The organism is Paenibacillus sp. FSL H8-0259 (assembly GCF_037963255.1).
Classification (GTDB): Bacteria; Bacillota; Bacilli; order Paenibacillales; family Paenibacillaceae; genus Paenibacillus_AQ; species Paenibacillus_AQ phytohabitans.
In genome coordinates this window covers 514078-532544 of sequence record NZ_CP150147.1, presented here as the reverse complement: position 1 = coordinate 532544, position 18467 = coordinate 514078, and the positions used below count along the sequence as shown (strand labels likewise).

General features: G+C 52.9%; 15 protein-coding genes. 6 read left to right on the top strand and 9 right to left on the bottom strand.

The window, feature by feature from the left end; genetic code table 11:
* Positions 1-196: 196 nt before the first annotated feature.
* On the bottom strand, positions 197-829 hold the full coding sequence (locus NSU01_RS02310; protein WP_076243561.1) for an NAD(P)H-binding protein: 633 nt from the start codon (positions 827-829) through the stop codon (positions 197-199).
* A gap of 51 nt (positions 830-880) precedes the next feature.
* The gene (locus NSU01_RS02305) at positions 881-1297 is read right to left on the bottom strand and encodes a GNAT family N-acetyltransferase (RefSeq protein ID WP_042133096.1); all 417 of its coding nucleotides are present in this window, start codon (positions 1295-1297) and stop codon (positions 881-883) included.
* A 271-nt stretch (positions 1298-1568) separates the two neighbouring features.
* On the opposite strand from NSU01_RS02305, the gene NSU01_RS02300 reads away from it, so the two are divergent.
* A complete protein-coding gene (locus NSU01_RS02300) occupies positions 1569-1877 on the top strand; it encodes a hypothetical protein (protein WP_042232103.1) in 309 nt (102 codons plus the stop codon).
* 127 nt (positions 1878-2004) lie between these two features.
* Here NSU01_RS02300 and NSU01_RS02295 read toward each other — a convergent pair whose 3' ends face one another.
* The 4 genes from NSU01_RS02295 to NSU01_RS02280 form a co-directional block, all read right to left on the bottom strand.
* Positions 2005-2226 (bottom strand): YezD family protein, encoded by a 222-nt coding sequence (locus NSU01_RS02295; RefSeq protein ID WP_039299580.1) that lies wholly within the window; start codon positions 2224-2226, stop codon positions 2005-2007.
* A gap of 110 nt (positions 2227-2336) precedes the next feature.
* Complete coding sequence (gene cysW, locus NSU01_RS02290; protein WP_076243560.1) at positions 2337-3200, bottom strand: sulfate ABC transporter permease subunit CysW; 864 nt, start codon at positions 3198-3200, stop codon at positions 2337-2339.
* Positions 3201-3337: 137 nt separating this feature from the next.
* A complete protein-coding gene (cysT, locus tag NSU01_RS02285; protein ID WP_076243559.1) occupies positions 3338-4189 on the bottom strand; it encodes a sulfate ABC transporter permease subunit CysT in 852 nt (283 codons plus the stop codon).
* Positions 4190-4303: 114 nt separating this feature from the next.
* Positions 4304-5425 (bottom strand): sulfate ABC transporter substrate-binding protein, encoded by a 1122-nt coding sequence (locus NSU01_RS02280; protein ID WP_076243558.1) that lies wholly within the window; start codon positions 5423-5425, stop codon positions 4304-4306.
* Positions 5426-5886: 461 nt separating this feature from the next.
* Here NSU01_RS02280 and NSU01_RS02275 point away from each other — a divergent pair, with 461 nt between their 5' ends.
* Entirely contained in the window at positions 5887-8226 is a 2340-nt protein-coding gene (locus NSU01_RS02275; RefSeq protein WP_076243557.1) for a hypothetical protein, read from the top strand.
* A 241-nt stretch (positions 8227-8467) separates the two neighbouring features.
* Here the strand turns inward: NSU01_RS02275 and NSU01_RS02270 are convergent, their stop codons facing one another.
* Positions 8468-9517, bottom strand: a complete 1050-nt coding sequence (locus NSU01_RS02270; RefSeq protein WP_076243556.1) for a lactonase family protein — start codon at positions 9515-9517, stop codon at positions 8468-8470.
* 254 nt (positions 9518-9771) lie between these two features.
* On the opposite strand from NSU01_RS02270, the gene NSU01_RS02265 reads away from it, so the two are divergent.
* From NSU01_RS02265 to NSU01_RS02255, 3 genes are all read left to right on the top strand, one after another.
* Positions 9772-10032, top strand: coding sequence for a GlsB/YeaQ/YmgE family stress response membrane protein (locus NSU01_RS02265; protein WP_036732764.1), 261 nt, complete (start codon positions 9772-9774; stop codon positions 10030-10032).
* Between the two features lie 198 nt (positions 10033-10230).
* A complete protein-coding gene (locus NSU01_RS02260; protein WP_042133080.1) occupies positions 10231-10737 on the top strand; it encodes a cytochrome c biogenesis protein CcdC in 507 nt (168 codons plus the stop codon).
* Positions 10738-11146: 409 nt separating this feature from the next.
* The gene (locus NSU01_RS02255) at positions 11147-12109 is read left to right on the top strand and encodes an L-lactate dehydrogenase (protein ID WP_042133078.1); all 963 of its coding nucleotides are present in this window, start codon (positions 11147-11149) and stop codon (positions 12107-12109) included.
* Between the two features lie 106 nt (positions 12110-12215).
* Here the strand turns inward: NSU01_RS02255 and NSU01_RS02250 are convergent, their stop codons facing one another.
* Both NSU01_RS02250 and NSU01_RS02245 read right to left on the bottom strand, forming a co-directional pair.
* Positions 12216-14108: a methyl-accepting chemotaxis protein gene (locus NSU01_RS02250; RefSeq protein ID WP_231575270.1), complete on the bottom strand. Its 1893-nt coding sequence runs from the start codon at positions 14106-14108 to the stop codon at positions 12216-12218.
* A gap of 353 nt (positions 14109-14461) precedes the next feature.
* On the bottom strand, positions 14462-16786 hold the full coding sequence (locus NSU01_RS02245; protein ID WP_076243555.1) for a heavy metal translocating P-type ATPase: 2325 nt from the start codon (positions 16784-16786) through the stop codon (positions 14462-14464).
* Between the two features lie 576 nt (positions 16787-17362).
* Between NSU01_RS02245 and NSU01_RS02240 the strand changes: the two genes are divergently transcribed.
* The gene (locus NSU01_RS02240; protein WP_076243578.1) at positions 17363-18355 is read left to right on the top strand and encodes a cation diffusion facilitator family transporter; all 993 of its coding nucleotides are present in this window, start codon (positions 17363-17365) and stop codon (positions 18353-18355) included.
* Positions 18356-18467 lie beyond the last annotated feature (112 nt).

The following is an 18467-nucleotide window of genomic DNA, read 5'->3' as shown; positions in this document are numbered from 1 at the left end:
GCCCCCCTTTAGTTGCTTCGATTGTACCCAGTACTATAGAATCAGGCAAATTGCAGACTTTGACACATCCTCATCCGGCTAAGGTGCCCGGAATGACAGCAAAAAGCCCTCCTGAGCGTTCAAGAGGACGGGCTTTAAGCTTACGAAGCCTGCATTCTAGGCCGCTTTATTTCCTGACAAGCTTAATCTGCATCTATTAATACCCCACTGTAAAACGGGTCTTGCTGAAATTGCCTTCCTCCAGCTCATCGATAACCGCTACCGCGAAATCCTGGATGCTGATGCTGCTCCGCCCGTTCTCGTCCACAATTAGACGGTCCAGACCAATCCGGAACTGGCCGGTCCGGCGTCCGGCGATAATGGCAGCAGGCGGACTCAGGTACGTGTAATCCATCTCTGACCCTCTGTAGATTTCATAGGCATTGGCGTGAGCCGACGCAAGCGGACGGAAGTTCTCCGGGAAATCAGCCGTGTCCATCAGCCACTCCCCCGTTTCCGTCTTCAGGCTGCCTGCCCCGCCGATAACGATCAGGCGCTGGAGCCCGGCGGCACGCATCCCTGTCAGCAGGGAATCCGCCGCCTGCAGCAGATCATTCTCATGCCCCGGCGCCGGTCCGAATGCGCTGATAACCTCTTCATGTCCGTGCAGAGCTGCCGTTACCGTGGCGGGGTCCAGCAGGTCGGCTGCAACAACCTTAAGCCGGTCATGCTGAATACTGAAGGCTTCCGGTTTGCGGACGGCAGCGGTAACCTCATGTTTTCTTTTTAACGCTTCTTCTACAATCGCACTTCCGATCTTACCCGATGCACCAAATACTACGATATCCATTCTCTTGTTGCCTCACTTTCGTATTTGTTTGCAGCCCTGATCCTCTTTTCATCATGAACGCCGCAGGAACATCCCCTGAGAATCCGGCAGGACCGGTGCGAATCCATATTGGGCATACAGCCTTGAGGCTTCCCCGTCAGCAATGAGACTAATATACGCCTTGTCCGGCACGGTATCCAGAAACCGGCGGATTTCCCGCATAATTATTTTCCCCAGACCCTGCCCCTGAAAGGAAGGCTTCACGGCAATATCGGTCACCTGAAAAAAACAGCCCCCGTCCCCGATTACCCGTCCCATTCCAGCCAATATATCTCCTTCATACAAGGTTACAGCAAACGCGGAGCGGGGCAGCCCGATTCCGGCTCCCTCCACACTCATGGGACTAAGCCCGGCTTCCAGCCGCAGGGCCAGGTATTGCTCCACTGTTGGCAGCTCATGCCGGATATCCGGCTGCAATGTCTTGTCCATACATTATCCCCTCTTGTCATGATTATCCGCCTGCACGCGGACACTCCTGTTAACCTGTTACCAATATATATGACTGCAAGGTTTCGAGGCAAGGCAGCGCCTATCTTATCCGGAAAAATGAAACGTCCCGCCTCCCCCCGGCGTACAATTACTCAGAAATACAAACGGTTCTGCATCTGTTGCCGGCACAGGGTTATTCTTAGCCCGTATCCTTGGGTAAACTGTGGAATAGGATCTTTATAAGACTACTTGGAAGGCTGGTGGAGTTATTATGTCTCCGATAGGGAAATTATTCAAATGGGGAACTTTCGCTTATGAGGCTTTTCTGGCACTGCCGTTCATCGGCGGGGCATTTGTCGTAGCCAATGCCTGGGTACCGCTGGGGGTTGCTTTTCTGCTCCATGCCGTAGCTGTAATTATTCTGCTGAGAGAACGCGGATCTATCATCGGTAACGCAGTTGGTATCGTCACCTCGGTGGTCGGTTTGATTCCTTTTGTCGGCTGGATTATGCATGCCATCACTGCCCTCATCCTGCTGGTGGAGGGAATCAGCGGATCACGGCGCAACACACGCTACTAAAGTAAAGCTTACACTAATGTCCCGGCATACAAAAGGGGTACCTCATTCAGCCATTTCCAGGCTTGTGAGATACCCCTTTTTTCTGTTCACGGAAATGTATGATCATTTATCAGTGCACTACAGATTGCTATCCTCGTCCCGCAGAACGGGAATCGGTCCGCCGGCTTCCGGTTTCTCCACTATAACGTGCATTTGCTGTGCTGTTCTCGAAACGTTTGCGCTCTGTGCGCTCCATCTGTACGATTTGACCTTCATGCACCACAATATGCAATGAGCCGAACTCCATATCGTCGAGAAGTTCCGTTATCCGCGCAAGCCATACCTCATCCACTTTCAGTGGTTTAGCCATTCTCCAGCCTCCCTTTCCCCGGACAGGGGAGTATCTCCGCCTAAATCCCGTTATTCCGTAATTACCACCTTGTATACTATGAATTAACTTAGCACGGACCCCAAGGACTGTCAATGAGCATTTTTACGTAAAAGCAGGCTCTTGACCATCATCGTCACCAGGGCCAGCAGGAGCAACAGGGAGGCAACGGCGAAGGATGCCGAAAATTGATATTCGTTGTACAGAATCTCGACATGAAGCGGTAGGGTATTCGTCTCTCCCCGGATATGCCCGGATACCACGGATACCGCGCCGAACTCCCCCATTGCCCGTGCATTACAGAGAATAATGCCGTACAGCAGACCCCACTTGATATTGGGCAGCGTCACGCGCCAGAAAATCTGCCAGCCGTGCGCACCTAGCGTAATGGCCGCTTCCTCCTCCTGTGTGCCCTGCTCCTCCATCAGCGGAATCAGCTCGCGCGCCACAAAAGGGAAGGTGATAAACAGCGTAGCCAGCACAATACCCGGCAAAGCAAAAACAATCTTGATATCGTGATTGCTCAGCCAAGGACCGAACCAGCCATGCGAGCCGAATACCAGAATAAAGATCAACCCGCCAATTACCGGCGATACGGCAAATGGCAGATCGATCAGCGTAATCAGAAAGCCCTTGCCGCGAAAACGGAACTTGGTCACTGCCCACGCCGCCGTTACACCAAAGATCGTATTCAGCGGAACGGTAATGGCCGCGACCAGCAGGGTCAGCTTCAGCGCCGAGGCGGCATCCGGATCGGTCAGCGCAGCCCAGTAGACATCCAGCCCCCGCTTCAGCGACTCCACCAGCACGATAATCAGCGGCAGGGCAATCAGCCAGAGCAATACAAGTCCGGCAAGGGAAATGAGCACCCATTTCACCGCTTTGGATTCAGTCGTCCGGGGGGACGACACGCTTTTTCGCGGTGCGGGGACATGTAAGGGAACCGTACCGGCCATTTTTATTCCTCCTAAAAGTTTTATGAAGCTCCGCTCCTCGATAAACATCGCAATAAAACTCGCTTCGGAAGCATTCACTTAAGTTTTGTTAGCATAGGCATCTTGAATGGCCGCCGTTGTCCAGATTTCCTGAATCCTTAACGCGAGCTCTTCCGCGCCCAGTGCTGGAGGCTGTTGATGACCAGCAGCATCAGGAAGGAGATTAGCAGCAGCAGCAGCGCCACCGCTGTTGCTCCGGCATAATCGAACTGCTCCAGCTTGGACATGATGAGAAGCGGAGCAATCTCCGTACGCATTGGCATATTGCCGGAGATAAATACAACGGAGCCGTATTCGCCGATGCCCCGGGCAAAAGCCAATGCAAAGCCCGTAAGCAGCGGCGGGAACAGCTCCGGCATAACGATCCGCACGAAGGTCCGCCAGCGTCCCGCTCCCAGTGTGGCCGATGCCTCTTCCATATCCCTGTCCAGATCCTCCAGCACGGGCTGAACCGTGCGGACCACAAAGGGAATGCCGATAAACATCAGCGCCAGCGTAATGCCAAGCGGCGTGAAGGCTACCCGGAGGCCCAGCGGCTCCAGCAGGGAGCCGATCCAGCCGTTCTGGGAATAAAGTGCGGTCAGTGACACACCCGCTACAGCTGTAGGGAGCGCGAACGGCAGATCGATCAGGGCGTCGAATAGCCTATTGCCCGGAAATTCATAGCGTACCAGCACCCAGGCCAGCAGCAGCCCCAGAACAGCATCGATCAGGGCTGCTGCTGCCGCTGTACTCAGACTGACCCGATAGGAGGCCAGGACACGGGCATCCGTAGCCACATCCCAGAACTTAGCCCAGCTGAGTCCCGTCGAATTGAAGAGCAGCGCTGACAGCGGCAGCAGAACGACAAGACTCAGATACAATACGCTGAACCCCATCGTAATTCCGAAACCCGGCAGAAGCCTGCGCCGTGACACAGCCCCCGCAGCAGCTTTAGTGGTGACATTCATTTGCCCATTCATCCTTTCCTGCCTTCGGCTCGTTGGCCGATCAGCAACCGGGCGGGACCCCGCCTGCAAAATTCGCCTTACCTGTTCTGCTCAGCTCCATCCCGGAACTGGCTATCAGCTGCCCGGCACGTAGATTTTGTCGAAGATTCCGCCATCATTAAAGTGCTTCTCCTGGGTTTCCTTCCAGGTTCCGAATTTGTCCGCCAGTGTGAACAGCTTGATCTCAGGGAATTGGTCCTTGTACTGTTCCTTCACACTTTCCAGAGTCGGGCGGTAATAGTTCTCGGCGGCGATTTCCTGGCCTTCCTCGGTGTACAGGTATTTCAGATAAGCATCTGCGACCTCACGGGTGCCTCTCTTGTCGACAACTTTATCCACCACGGCTACCGGCGGCTCGGCCAGAATGCTCTCCGACGGATTTACAATCTCGAATTTATCCGGACCCAGCTCCTTGATCGACAGGTAGGCTTCATTCTCCCAGGCGATCAGCACGTCACCGATTCCGCGTTCCACGAAGGTAGTTGTAGAGCCGCGCGCCCCGGTGTCCAGTACGGGTACATTTTTGAACAGCTTCTGTACGAACTCCTGAGCCTTGGCTTCATCGTTATTATTCTGGTCAAGCGCATATCCCCAGGCTGCCAGGTAGTTCCAGCGCGCACCGCCGGAAGTCTTAGGGTTCGGAGTGATCACTTCTACATCGTCCTTGAGCAGATCCGGCCAGTCCTTGATGCCTTTCGGGTTGCCTTTACGCACAAGGAATACGATGGTGGAAGTATACGGGGAGCTGTTATGCTCATATTTACTCTGCCAGTCCGCGCCGATAAGACCCGTTTCCTGAAGAGCATCAATGTCATATCCGAGCGCCAGCGTAACTACATCTGCTTCCAGACCGTCGAGTACAGCCCGGCTCTGCTTGCCTGATCCGCCATGCGATTGCTTGATCGTAACCTTCTGGCCTGTCTCCTGCTCCCAGTAAGCGGCGAATGCCTTGTTATAATTCTCATATAGTTCACGTGTAGGGTCGTAGGACACATTCAGCAGCTCGACCGGATCTTTGGCTGGAGCCTTTGTTGCCTCCGGTGTAGCCGCCGTATTCGCAGCCGCCTCTGTTGCCGCAGGAGCCTCTGTTGCTGCGCCCGCACTGTTACCTGCATTGTTGTTGCCGCAAGCAGTAAGCCCTGCCGTCAATAATAGTGTGAAACCGGCGATAAGCCCCTTCTTGATCCCTTTCTTCATCACAAACCACTCCCCCATAATGTTCTTGTAATTGCATTATCATTGTGAATTTCTTGTTGGTTGGATTTCCGTCAAAAAAAGACGCAGGAAAGCCCACTTGCGGCTGGTCAAACCGGTCCTATGGACGCGTATCTGCGAGCCTGAAGCAGGCGTTCCTCCGTCTGTACGGTAAGAACTTATTTGATTATTCCTACCCATTTAGTAGGTTATACAGACATAATACTGAATGCCCTGCGCGCTGTCAAACCTTTTTTTCAATTTGGATGAAAGATGGCTCTATTCCGCCCGGCGGCAGCAAGTGGCGGCCGTTCCTGTAAGACCCACTTGTTATTGATGTCTTAAAGTAATATTATTGCTACATCTTATAGGTCGAATTACTAGATATAAGTTGAATTACTAGAGATGAGTTCTGCCGGATTTCTGCAGCCTCTATTTGCCACAAATTGTCGGGGGAAACTATTATGGGAATGGATTTGGAGTATGTACCCGCACAGCAGGGACCACGCCTGCACAGGCGCATACTCAGGGAAATGGGAAGACGCAGCTTAGAAACGTACCGGTATGATACAGCATTATGGAGGATTGCACTCTGCGGTCCTTGGATTCTATGCATTCTGGCCTTTACTATAGCGGTTATGGGCATTCCTACAGGGCTTGGGAGCGCAGCGGATATTATACTGGCTGCCGGTGCGGGAACCCTTGTAATGGCGCTGGCCGGCAACCTGCTGGCTCTACTGCTCTCATTAACCGGACTGCGCATTCCGCGGCTGTTCACGGGCTCTTGGCTCAGTGCACTGAGCGCCGTGCTGCTTATTCTGTATTACGCCGATCTGGAGCTTGAGGCTGCAGCAGCCATCGCTGGTATCACAGCTGTGGCCGGGGGGCTGGGAGGTCTTGCAGCCGGTCTGCTGCGGACGCGGAGAACCCTCACCGGCGGGCTTCTGGCAGCGGTTCTTGTCCTGACCCCCTTGGCATTGGCCTATGGGACGGGAAGCAGCCCTGCTCCCTCCCCATCGGTTAAGACATTGGCTGCGGATGGAGAGGTTCTTCCTGCGGCGGCGGCTGATCCCGGACAGCCGGGGGACTATACGTTCCACAGCTTCACCTATGGGAGCGGCCAGGACCTGCACCGTACAGAGTATGGCGCGGATGCCGCGCTCCTCTCTGCTTCTGTGGATGCTACGGAATTCATCAAATCATGGCCTGCGCTGCGTACCTTATTCTGGGGATTCGATCCCGGAGCGCTTCCTCTGAATGCCCGGGTCTGGATGCCTGACGGTGACGGGCCTTATCCCCTCGTGCTTATGGTGCATGGCAACCATATGATGGAGGATTATTCCGAGGGCGGATACGCCTATCTCGGGGAACTGCTGGCCAGCCGGGGATTTATCGCCGTCTCGCTGGATGAGAACTTCCTGAATTATTCTGCGTGGTCCGGCATTCCGGATAATGACTTCCAGGTGCGGACCTGGATGATTCTGAAGCATCTGCAGCAGATCGCAAGCTTCGCGGAGCAATCCGGCACACCCTTCTATCAGAAGGTCGATTATGACCAGACTGCATTGCTGGGCCATAGCCGCGGCGGTCAGGCTGTAGCCATGGCTGCGGATGCCTCGCGCTGGTTCACCGGTGATCCGGCACTGGCGGCAACGAAGCAGTTCAACATCACTTCCGTTATTGCGCTGGCTCCTACGGATAAAGCCATTGACAGCAAACAGGCCAGTCTGGTGGATGTGAACTATCTGACGCTGCAGGGCGCCCGTGACGGCGATGTGCATGACTTCTACGGGGACCGGCAGTATATGCGTGCTTCCTACACCGGCAGCACTCCGGCTTTCAAAAGCTCGCTCTACATTGCCGATGCCAATCACAGCCAGTTCAACACAGACTGGGGGCTGTTTGACCAGGCACTGCCGACGGGGCTGTTCCTGAAACGTACAGATATAATGGATGGTGGTGACCAGCGGCAGATTGCCAAGATCTATGTCTCTGCATTTCTGGAGACTACGCTGCACGGGAAGAAGGAATATCAGCAATTGTTCCGTGATTACCGCAGCGGTGCGCAGTGGCTGCCGAATACCGCCTATTATAACCGGTTCCAGAGCGGGACTTACCTTACGGTAGCGAACTACGAGGAAGACCGCAAAAGAAATACGGTGAAGGGCGGCACTGCCACTGCTGAAGGCCTCACCTGGAGCGAAGAAGCAGCCAAGGACCGCGAGTCCAAGAATAAACCTTCATACGGTATTCTGCTGGAGCGCGGCAGCACCGCTCAGAACCAGGCTGGAGCTGGTGATGCGGATGCTGGTGCGGATGCGGTTGAAGCCTCCTACAAGATTAAGCTTAGTGAATCACTCACCCGTAATCTTGCCGCTTCCGCCGCAGAGGGCTTAGCCTTCTCCTTGGCTAACCTTAATTCCGACGCTGATGACGCAGAGGATGCGGCTGCACCCTCTGCGGGCGCTCTCTCCCCCGATGTGGAGGTGGAGCTGACCGACAGCAATGAGGTCACGGCACGGCTGCCCCTGGATGAGGTAATGGAGATTCTGCCATTGCCCCAGACCGAATTCACGATCAGCCCATGGCTGGAGGAGCGGATCAGCGACGGCAAGTTCGGCGACCGCTCGGAAGCCGTCTTCCAGACCTATGAGCTGCCCTTTGAGCTGTTCCTTGAAGAAGAGCCAGCGCTTGATCCGGACAAGCTGACCGAAATCACCTTCTACCTGCAAGGGGAAGATGACAAGATTATGCTGGATGACATCGGCTTCTATGAGCGTGATGACCAGCTGGGGATGCAGTAAAGAGCATGCTCAGATGATAAAATTACTGTTCCGTGTGACTTGTGCCACAAGGGTATATAATGAGCCCAAACGAAGAACGTCCCAGACTGCCAGCGGGCAGAGGGACGTTCTTTTGGCGTGAACCCGGAAAAGGCAAATCCTTATTCTTATTCTTAAGCCCACTTTCTATAGATAAGTCCATTGGCTTAAATGTTGTATGAATTACAACTTAGATCCACAGATGGCGGCGTAATCCGCTCTATCAAACAGCCACTACACAGACCGGAGACGGAATCTCCAGTTCATTACCTGTAGGAATCAGCCGGCCGCTCTCACTGTCGATCCTGAAGGATACGATATTGCCGCTGTTCTGGTTAGCAGCGAGCAGCATGCCGCTGATAATGGCGAAATTCCGCGGTGTCCGGCCGCCGGAGATGACCCAATCCTCCGCTTCCAGCAGACCTGTCGCATTATCAATATGGAACAGGGCGATGCTGTCATGTCCCCGGTTCGATACGTACAGGTATCTTCCGCATGGGGAGACGTGAATATCCGCCGCTGTATCATCACTTCCGGCCGTGTAATGCTCAGGAAGCGAGCTGACATTCTGCAGGATCTTGAGGTTGCCCTGCTGCTCGTCATCCGCAAATACGGTAACCGTATTATTCAATTCATTCACCAGATAGATCCATTGCCGTGAAGGATGTACAGCCAGATGACGCGGCCCCGAGCCCGGCGGCAGATCCACTTCGCGGTGGGTGACCAGCTTGCCCTCCTCCACGCGGTAGAACACAATCTGATCCAGTCCGAGATCGCAGACCAGCACATGATCCCCGGTTTTATCGGGAATAACGGAATGCGGATGAGGCGCATCCTGACGGTCTGCACGGATTCCTGAACCTTCATGCTTAACCTGGGAGGACATGTCCTGCAGCGAGCCGTCACTGTTCAGCGGGAATACATTCACATTTCCTCCCGTATAATTAGATACGAATATGTAATCTCCTTGCGGAGCCACGGAAACATAACACGGCGCACCGCCTCCGGTAGCTCTGCTGCCCAGCGGGCGCAGCGCTTTGCTGCCGGATTCAATGGCGTAGGCGTGCACCTGGCCTTCATCCTGTTCACTTACCGCATATAATACGGTTCCCGCTGCATTTACAGCCAGATAGGAGGGATTCTCAATTCCGCGGGTGCCGCCCATAATTCTCATTTCGCCCGTTTCCTTATCCAGCGCCCCCAACAGGATGGCTTCTTCCTTCTCACTACTATAGGTTCCGATATAGAACAACACTTCATTAGGCTGGTGCATAGCAACGGCTCCTTTATTGTATAGTGTACAAATATATAACCTGCACAGCGGTGTTTTCACTCAGCTGATCTCCGCAAAATTTACTATAACATGTTTATGTACCCAAGACATTACCAGGCTTAAACAGCATAAATATGGATACAATAGAATACTAATTCTAAGTGTGCAAGCAATATTTGACACTTGGTTTAAACGTCTTGCAGAAGGTTAATAGTAACCATCGAAGATAACAAACACAAAGGAGCTGAAGAATAATGAGTTTATTATGGATGTTGATTGTTGGTGGCGTGATTGGTTGGCTGGCTGGCCTGATTATGGGCAGAGATATTCCGGGTGGCATTATCGGCAACATTATCGCCGGTATTCTGGGTTCATGGCTCGGCGGCATGCTGCTGGGAAGCTGGGGACCTAAGATCAGCGACTACTATGTCTTCCCTTCATTGATTGGTGCCGTAGTTCTGATCTTCATCGTCAGCCTGATCCTGCGTTCGGTTGGCGGACGTAGCCGTTCTTAAGCCCTATGGCAGCATTCATAGCTGAAGCTGCTGAAATACACTTATCAAGCAAACCCGCCAGGGTTAACCCTGGCGGGTTTGCTGTGTGGGCCATCCAGGGGCCGCCTTCACCACGGCCGGTGATCCATTCTGAATTGGATCTTTTTTCTGCTATAATGAAGAAATAAGTGACCCAAATCACAGAGAGGAAAGTGAATCATGGGCAATATCAACCCCTCACTTCTGCATGTGGGCTCCACGCTGGGAGCCGTGTTCATGGCGCTGATGGTTATTTTTATCCGCCTGAAGGCTAGTGCCCGTCCGGTAACCGTCCGCAAAATATGGATTCCGCCGCTTGGCATGTCCACCGGATTCGCCATGTTTGTAGTCCCGGAAGTCAGATTTCCCTGGTGGTGGGCTGTTGCAGCTTTCCTGGTCGGCTGGTTTATCTTCGCCTATCCGCTAATGCGCAGCACCCGGTTCGAGGAACGGGAAGGACAGATTTATGCCCAGCGCTCCAAGAGCTTCGCCTTCATTCTGCTTGGACTGCTGCTGATCCGCACCCTTCTCCATGAGTTTATCAATCAATATGTATCCGTCCCGCAATCCGGCGGATTATTCTTTATTCTGGCCTTTGGCATGATTCTCCACTGGAGAGTGTTCATGTATAAGCACTACACCCGGATGCTGCCTGCAGAGGCCCAAATACCACAGACCAGAGGGTAAGCAGGATACATACATCCTGGACAGCAGGGTGGAAACGGCTTTGCCGTCTTGTTCAAAGAGCGGTCACGTTTCAGCGGGAAGTATAAGGATGATTCGTGGAATGACACTTATACATCCTTATATTCACAAACAGGGGGTGTCTCAAACAGCCATGATCATGACTGCTTGGGACATCCCCTTTCATATTTAATAGGCGCCGGGCTTTCTGCATGGTTCTTAACAGCCCGGATCACATAATAATTATAGCAGTGAAGCAGTATAAGGCTAGACCGCCATATTTCTAACCTCCGATGTCAATTGTGTCGAAAAACGGGCAGGCGACGCATGACTTTTTCAACTTCATGTCAGGTAACTTCCGATAAGATCAGTTAGAATAAAAGCATACTTCTAGAGAGTGGGGACAAGGCAATTGAAAAGTAAATCGAGAAAAGTGGCAATCGTCGGCTCTGGTATGGTAGGTTCCAGCTGCGCCTACTCCATGGTTAATCAGGCCATCTGCGATGAGATCATGATGATCGACCGCACCTACGACCGTGCCATGGCACAAGCGCTTGACCTCTCGCACTGCATGGATTTCACCGGAACACGTACTAAGGTGTACGCAGGCACCTCCAGCGATTGCGCCGGGATGGATGTCGTCATTCTGACGGCAGGCGCCAATCCCAAACCAGGGCAGACCCGGCTGGATGTGCTGGATGCCGCCGCTGTTATTACCAGGGAGATTGTTACCGAAATTATGGCTGGAGGTTTCGACGGTATCTTTGTCGTAGCCGCGAACCCCGTTGATATTGTCACCTATATGGTATGGAAAATATCCGGCCTGCCGCGGCACCGGATCATCGGCACCGGTACCTCGATTGATTCTTCCCGCCTGAAGACGCTGCTGTCCGAGGTATTCACCATCGATCCGCGCAGCGTCAACGGATACGCACTCGGCGAGCACGGGGAATCCCAGTTCGTGGCCTGGTCTCATGTAACGATCGGCGGCAAGCCGCTTCTGCAGATCATGGAACAGCACCGCGAGCGTTTCAGCAGCCTGGACCTTGAGGATATCGCCCGCAAGACGAAGGATGCCGGCTGGGAGATCTTCACCCGCAAAGGCTCCACGCATTTCGGGATCGGCAGTGCACTGGCCTACATCACGCGCTCCATTCTGAATGATGAGCACAAAATCATCGCCGTTTCGGCGATTCTGGACGGCGAGTACGGGCAAAGCGGCGTCTGCGCAGGTGCACCGGCCATTATTGGCAGCGGCGGTATCCAGGAACTGCTGGAGCTGAACCTCAGCGATGCTGAAATGGCGAAATTCGCAGCCTCATGCAGCATTATCCGCGGCGGAATTGAGAGTCTGCAGCTGGAAGAAAAGCTGTAAGCCTGACCTTGCGTCTGCGGATTGATTCATTAAACAGCAAACACCCTTCTGCTTCACACACGGTAACCCGTGCGGCAGAGGGGTGTTTTTTTATTGCAACCAGCCCTTAATGGAACTTCTCAATCTCGCTCCGCAATTCGGACATCAGCCCATTTAGAGATTCAGCCGAGGTTACAACCTTACCCATCAGATTCCGCTGTTCAGTTGAAGCCTCTGCAACCATCTCGGCACTTTCCGCAGAATCCCTTGCAATGATCAGCATATCAGAGATGGAAGCCGTAATCTCTTCCGTCCCGGCCGACATTTGCTCGTTGATGGCAGATACATCCTGAATCTGCAAGGAAACCTCGCGGATGGAAGAACGGATATGGTTGAACGATTCGCCCACATTTTTCATTTTCCCCATACCGTCACCGATTTCAACTACGCTCTTCTCCATAGAGACCGCAGCATTCTTGGTGGATTCTTGAATCTGGCGGATCAGTTCAACAATGTTCACGATGGCTCCGCCCGTGCGCTCAGCCAGCTTCTTCACTTCGTTCGCTACAACTCCGAAGCCGCGCCCGTGCTCGCCTGCTCTGGCAGCTTCAATAGAAGCATTAAGCGATAATAACCCCGTCTGATTGGAGATTTCCGAGATCACATCCACGATCTGTCCAATCTGCTCTGATTGACCGGTCAGGTTGTTGATCAGCTCTGAAGTCTTCCCCGCAGTAGTGCTGATTACTGTCATCTGCTCAAGTGTAGCCTGGATCTCCAGATAACCGTTCTCTACCTCGGTACTGACCGTTTCCGCCTGATCTGATACACTGACCGAGGATTCGGCAATTCTCTGCAGTCCGATAGCCATCTCTTCTGTGGCTCTTGCCGCCTGCTCCGAACCTCTGAATTGCTCCTCCATGCCCCTTGCTACTTCCTGGACCACGGTCTCGATCTCCGCCGAAGTATTGGAGGTCTGATTGGCATACTTCAGCACACCTTCTCCAGAGACAGCCACTTGGGCGACTGTAGCATCGATTTTGCCGACAATTCCGGCCAGGCTTGCAATCATATCATTGATGCTCTGGCTCATCTGGCCAATCTCATCCCCGGAACGCACTGCCACCCGATCACTCAGATGACCCTCTGCCACCCGTCTCATTACACCGGAGATCGCTACTATCGGCTTCACAATCAAGCGGGTAAGATATAGGGAAATACCGATAACAACGAGCATAACTATAACAACGAATATCAGGGAGATGGTCTGGGCCGAAGTTACTTTGGCTGTAATCTCACTCTTTGGAACGCTGATCAGCAGCTTCCAGTCTGTGCTGGGGATCGTACGGAAATAGGTGATGACCTGCTTCCCGTCTTCGCCCTTGTAGGTCTCCGAACCCTTGTCGTTTGCCAGTATATTCTTGTAGGCTTCCTTCATTTCCGGCGTTCCGGCATAGTCCGCAATGTTCTTCCCGATCCGGTCCGGATCCGAAGAGGTATAATAATTACCTTGTCCTGAAATCACATATCCATAACCGGTTTCGGCTACATGGATGTTCTTGCTCATCTCCGTCAGAATATCAGGTGTTACCGAGAAGGCGATGCCTCCGGCGAATTGATTGTCTTTGTCCACTGCCGGAACGAAGACCGGAATGATATTTTTATTCAGCTGCTCCAAAAAAGACATATCGGCTACAGCCGGTGCATGGCTCGTCTTGGCTTCCTGGAAATACGCCTCTCCGCTGACATCGGCGGTAAGATTAAGGGAATTCGACAATATCCCTTCCTTATTAATGACACTGTAGCCTTCGGACTGTCTGTCGCTGTCTTCCAGCACCTTGACTACCGGGAATATAGTGGCCGGCTGTGCAGTGTCGAATTCAGGATGCATGGCCATCAGTTCCTGTACCGCAGATGTTTTGGAGTTTATCCATTCATCGATCCGTGTAGTATTCATCTCCAGGATACTCTCAGCCAGCTCCTCACTGTCCGCCCGGGTCACGCCCCCAAAGTATTGCATGAAAAAGAGGGTCGCTCCCAGCAGAGGTACAATGGCCACTGCTAAAATGACCAACGACCACTTTTTCTGCAGAGAACCAGTTTTTCCATTGTTTGCATTCATTTTCATTTTTGACCACAAGCCTGCCTTCTTCACCGAATGTCCCCCCAGAAAACCGTTGTAATCTTCCATATGCTGTAAATATATAATGATATATCGGCATAAATAGACAAAAAACATTATACATCCAATAAAAAATAAGCCTCAGGACCCAAAATTTAGGATCATGATGACTTATTTTTTCATAATTATTTCGTAATTTATAAATCAGAATCCGGCAATAGTAGTGAATTTATAAATATGGCAGCTGAGCATTATCCTGATTTCGGAGGCTGCAATGCACGCATACTGTTGAGCACGGCAAGCACGGTTACCCCGACATCGGAGAATACGGCCTCCCACATGGTGGCAATTCCGAACGCTCCCAGCAGCAGGAAGACGGCCTTGACCCCTAGCGCAAAAATAATATTCTGCCACACAATGGTCCGCGTGCGCTTGGCAATGCCGATAGCGGCGGCAATCTTCGAGGGTTCATCCGTCATTATTACAATGTCTGCCGCTTCAATGGCCGCATCGGAGCCAAGTCCGCCCATGGCGATCCCGACATCGGCTCTAGCCAGCACCGGAGTATCATTAATCCCGTCTCCGACAAAAATAATCTTCTCCTTCGGTCCCTTCTCCCGCTCCAGCCGTTCAATCGCTTCGACCTTATCTCCGGGCAGCAGCTCCGCATGAATCTCCTGAATGCCCAGCTGTCTGCCGACGGACTCGGCTACAGATGCAGCATCGCCGGTCAGCATGACGGTCTTGCGGATTCCCAGCGCGCTCAGCTCCTGGATGGCCCGCTGTGCATCCTCTTTCACTTCATCCGCAATAACGATATAACCTGCATACTGCTTATCGACAGCAATATGAACCACTGTGCCGCTCTGCTGCGGGATAGGGCTTGCAATCCCCTCCCGTTCCATCAGCCTTGCATTCCCGGCGAGTACTGCCTTGCCTTCGACTGTGACAGCAATGCCGTGGCCGGAAATTTCATTATAGTCCGTGATGGCTTCTCCAGGGATTACCTCCCCGTAAGCAGAGCGGATCGATTCGGCAATCGGATGACTGGAATGGCTCTCGGCATAAGCGGCAATCCGCAGCAATTCCTGCGGGGTGAATCCTTCCGCCGGATAATTCCCGGTCACGCTGAATTGCCCTTTGGTCAAGGTTCCCGTCTTATCAAATACAACAACCTTCACATCATTTAATGCTTCCAGGAAATTGCTGCCCTTGACCAGAATCCCGTTCCGCGAAGCGGCCCCGATACCGCCGAAGAATCCGAGCGGGATCGATACCACAAGCGCACAGGGACAAGAAATAACAAGAAAGACGAGCGCACGGTATATCCAGTCCGAGAACGTGGCTCCGCTGAGTACCAGCGGTGGAACCACCGCCAGCAGCAGGGCTGTTATCACTACTACCGGCGTATAGGCACGGGCGAATTTCGTGATGAAGTTCTCTGTCTTCGCTTTATTATTGGTCGCATTCTGCACCAGCTCCAGAATCTGCGAGACTGCCGATTCGCCGAAATCCTTGGTCACCTCAATGGTAACCACACCATTGCGGTTAATGAATCCGCTCAGCACCTGGCTGCCCGGCTGGGTTGACCGGGGTACGGATTCACCGGTCAGCGCCGAGGTATCCATCATCGCGCTGCCTTCCAGAATGATGCCATCCAGCGGTACCTTCTCGCCCGGCTTAACCACGATGCTGTCTCCAACTGCTACCTCTTCCGGCGAGACCTTGCGCAGATTACCGCCTTCCTTCAAGTAGGCAAATTCCGGCCGGATATCCATCAGCGCTGTAATCGAACGGCGTGAACGGTTCACCGCCATCCCCTGGAACAGCTCACCTACCTGATAGAAGAGCATAACCGCAACGCCTTCCGGATACTCTCCGATGGCAAAAGCCCCGATGGTCGCCAGCGCCATCAGGAAATTCTCATCAAACACCTGGCCGCGGATAATATTCCGCGCGGCAGACCAGACTACCTCACCGCCCACGATAAGATACGCTGCCAGGAAGATTAACAGTTCCGCGATTCCACTGACCGGGAGGAACATCCCGGCAGCAGCCAGAACGGCTCCACCGGCCAAACGCAGCAGGATTCTGCGCGTACCGCCTTCCCCGTGCTCATGGCTGTGGCCGTGACTGTGGTCATGACCGTGCTCAGCGGCAGAGGGATGACTATGGGTATGCTCCGCAGCCGCATGGGCATGACCGTGTATGTCATCCTGGGCATGACTATGCGGCTCTCCGCCCGGATGGTCATGCTCTTGACCCTGAGTAGCTACGCGGCGTACCTGGCCTGGGCTGCCAGCAGCCAGCGGCTTCTTGACCGCCCGCGAAGCGGTGACTTCACGCAGCTTCACATGCGGTTCAAGTGCAGTGACAGTATGCTGCGCCTGTTCAGCTACTTCTTCTGCAGCAGAAGCAGCGGTCTCCAGCGTCATGGTCTTCATCGCAAAGTTCACGGAACAGGAAGATACCCCTTCGATCTTCTTGACCTTATTCTCAATCTTCATGGCGCAATTCGCGCAGTCCAGACCCTCGAGTACCCATTTACGCTTCACATTACCTTGTACCGTATTCAAATGACTCATCTCCCTTGGTAAAACCTATATATGAGTATTTGTTCATATGTTAACTTACACATATTATATTCCCCTGAAACTTACAGTGTCAATGCACCTCGCGCATAGTTTTTGGCTTTTTCATGAAAAATAACAATTCAAACAACGTTAAATAAAACTTATATAGCTTGAATTGGAGAAGATGCGGCATACCTGTAATTGAAGCGATAGGGATTTATTGCGACAACTAGCTCTGAAACGAAAATAAACTTGCTGCAAACCCTTGTAAATTACCTTCAGCCGTCATAATATTAACATATGAGCAATCATTCATATGTTAACTGAAAAGAGGTTTTACCCATGAATCATTCTAAAAATTCCGGCACGACAACGCAGAATGGGGCACCTGATGGTAAGGATGCGGGGCATTCGGGGCATTCGGGGCATTCGGGGCATTCGGGGCATTCGGGGCATTCGGGGCATTCAACCCACTCAAACTACTCAGATCAATCAGAGCAGCATCAGCACAGTGAGCATGGAAATGGCGGACAGCTGCACAATGGACATCAGCACAGTGAGCATGAGAACGGCGGAGACCTGCACAACGGGCATCAGCACAGCGAGCATTGGAACGGCAAAGACCCGCACAACGGGCACAAGGCTGCGGATCATTCCCATTCACACTCACACTCACACTCACACTCACACTCTCATTCTCATGCACCGGATAATAAGAAAGGTCTGCTGATCGCCTTAATTATCACCGGCGGCATTATGTTTCTCGAATTCTTCGGCGGCCTTGTCACCGGCAGTCTGGCCCTGTTATCTGACTCCGGGCATATGCTTAGCGATACCGCCTCGCTGGCACTGAGTCTGGTTGCGATGATTATTGCCGCGAAGCCGCCGTCATCGAAGAACTCCTACGGGTTCTTCCGGTTTGAGATTATGGCAGCCTTGTTCAACGGGGTGACACTGTTTGTTATCGCCGGCTTTATTATGTGGGAGGCGTACCAGCGCTTCTTCTCGCCTCCGGCTGTTGCCAGCGGAACCATGATGGTGATTGCCGCTGTCGGACTGCTGGCCAATCTCATCAGCGCCTGGTCGCTGATGCGCAAGAGCGAAGCTAAAGACAACATCAATATCCGGAGCGCTTATCTGCATATTATGGGCGATGCCCTCGGCTCCGTCGGCGCCCTGATTGCCGGCCTTATCATGAATCTGTTCTCCTGGTACGTCGCAGATCCTATCATCAGCGTGCTGGTTGCCCTTCTCATCCTGCGCAGCGCCTGGGGCGTTATCAGACAGGCCTTTCATATTCTTATGGAAGGTACTCCGCTCACGGTGAATATACGTGATGTGCAGGAAACATTGCTGGGAATCGAAGGGGTCACTGATGTGCATGATCTGCATATCTGGACGATTACCTCCGGACTGGATGCACTCAGCGGCCATCTGCTGATCGGGGATCATACTGACCACCAGCAGGTGCTGCAGCAGGCACTTAAGGTTGTGGAAGACAAATTCGGCATTCACCACACTACCCTGCAGATTGAGAATTCTTCCTTGAAGCATTGGGAGCTTCCTGTGTAATTGTGAGGCTTTTGCCGGACAAGGCATAATTGTTGTACGTATTGCAACTTGGGTTCATAGATACCAGGGTGTAGGGGAGGAATGTTGTATGAAATGCAAGAATATTCCTGCT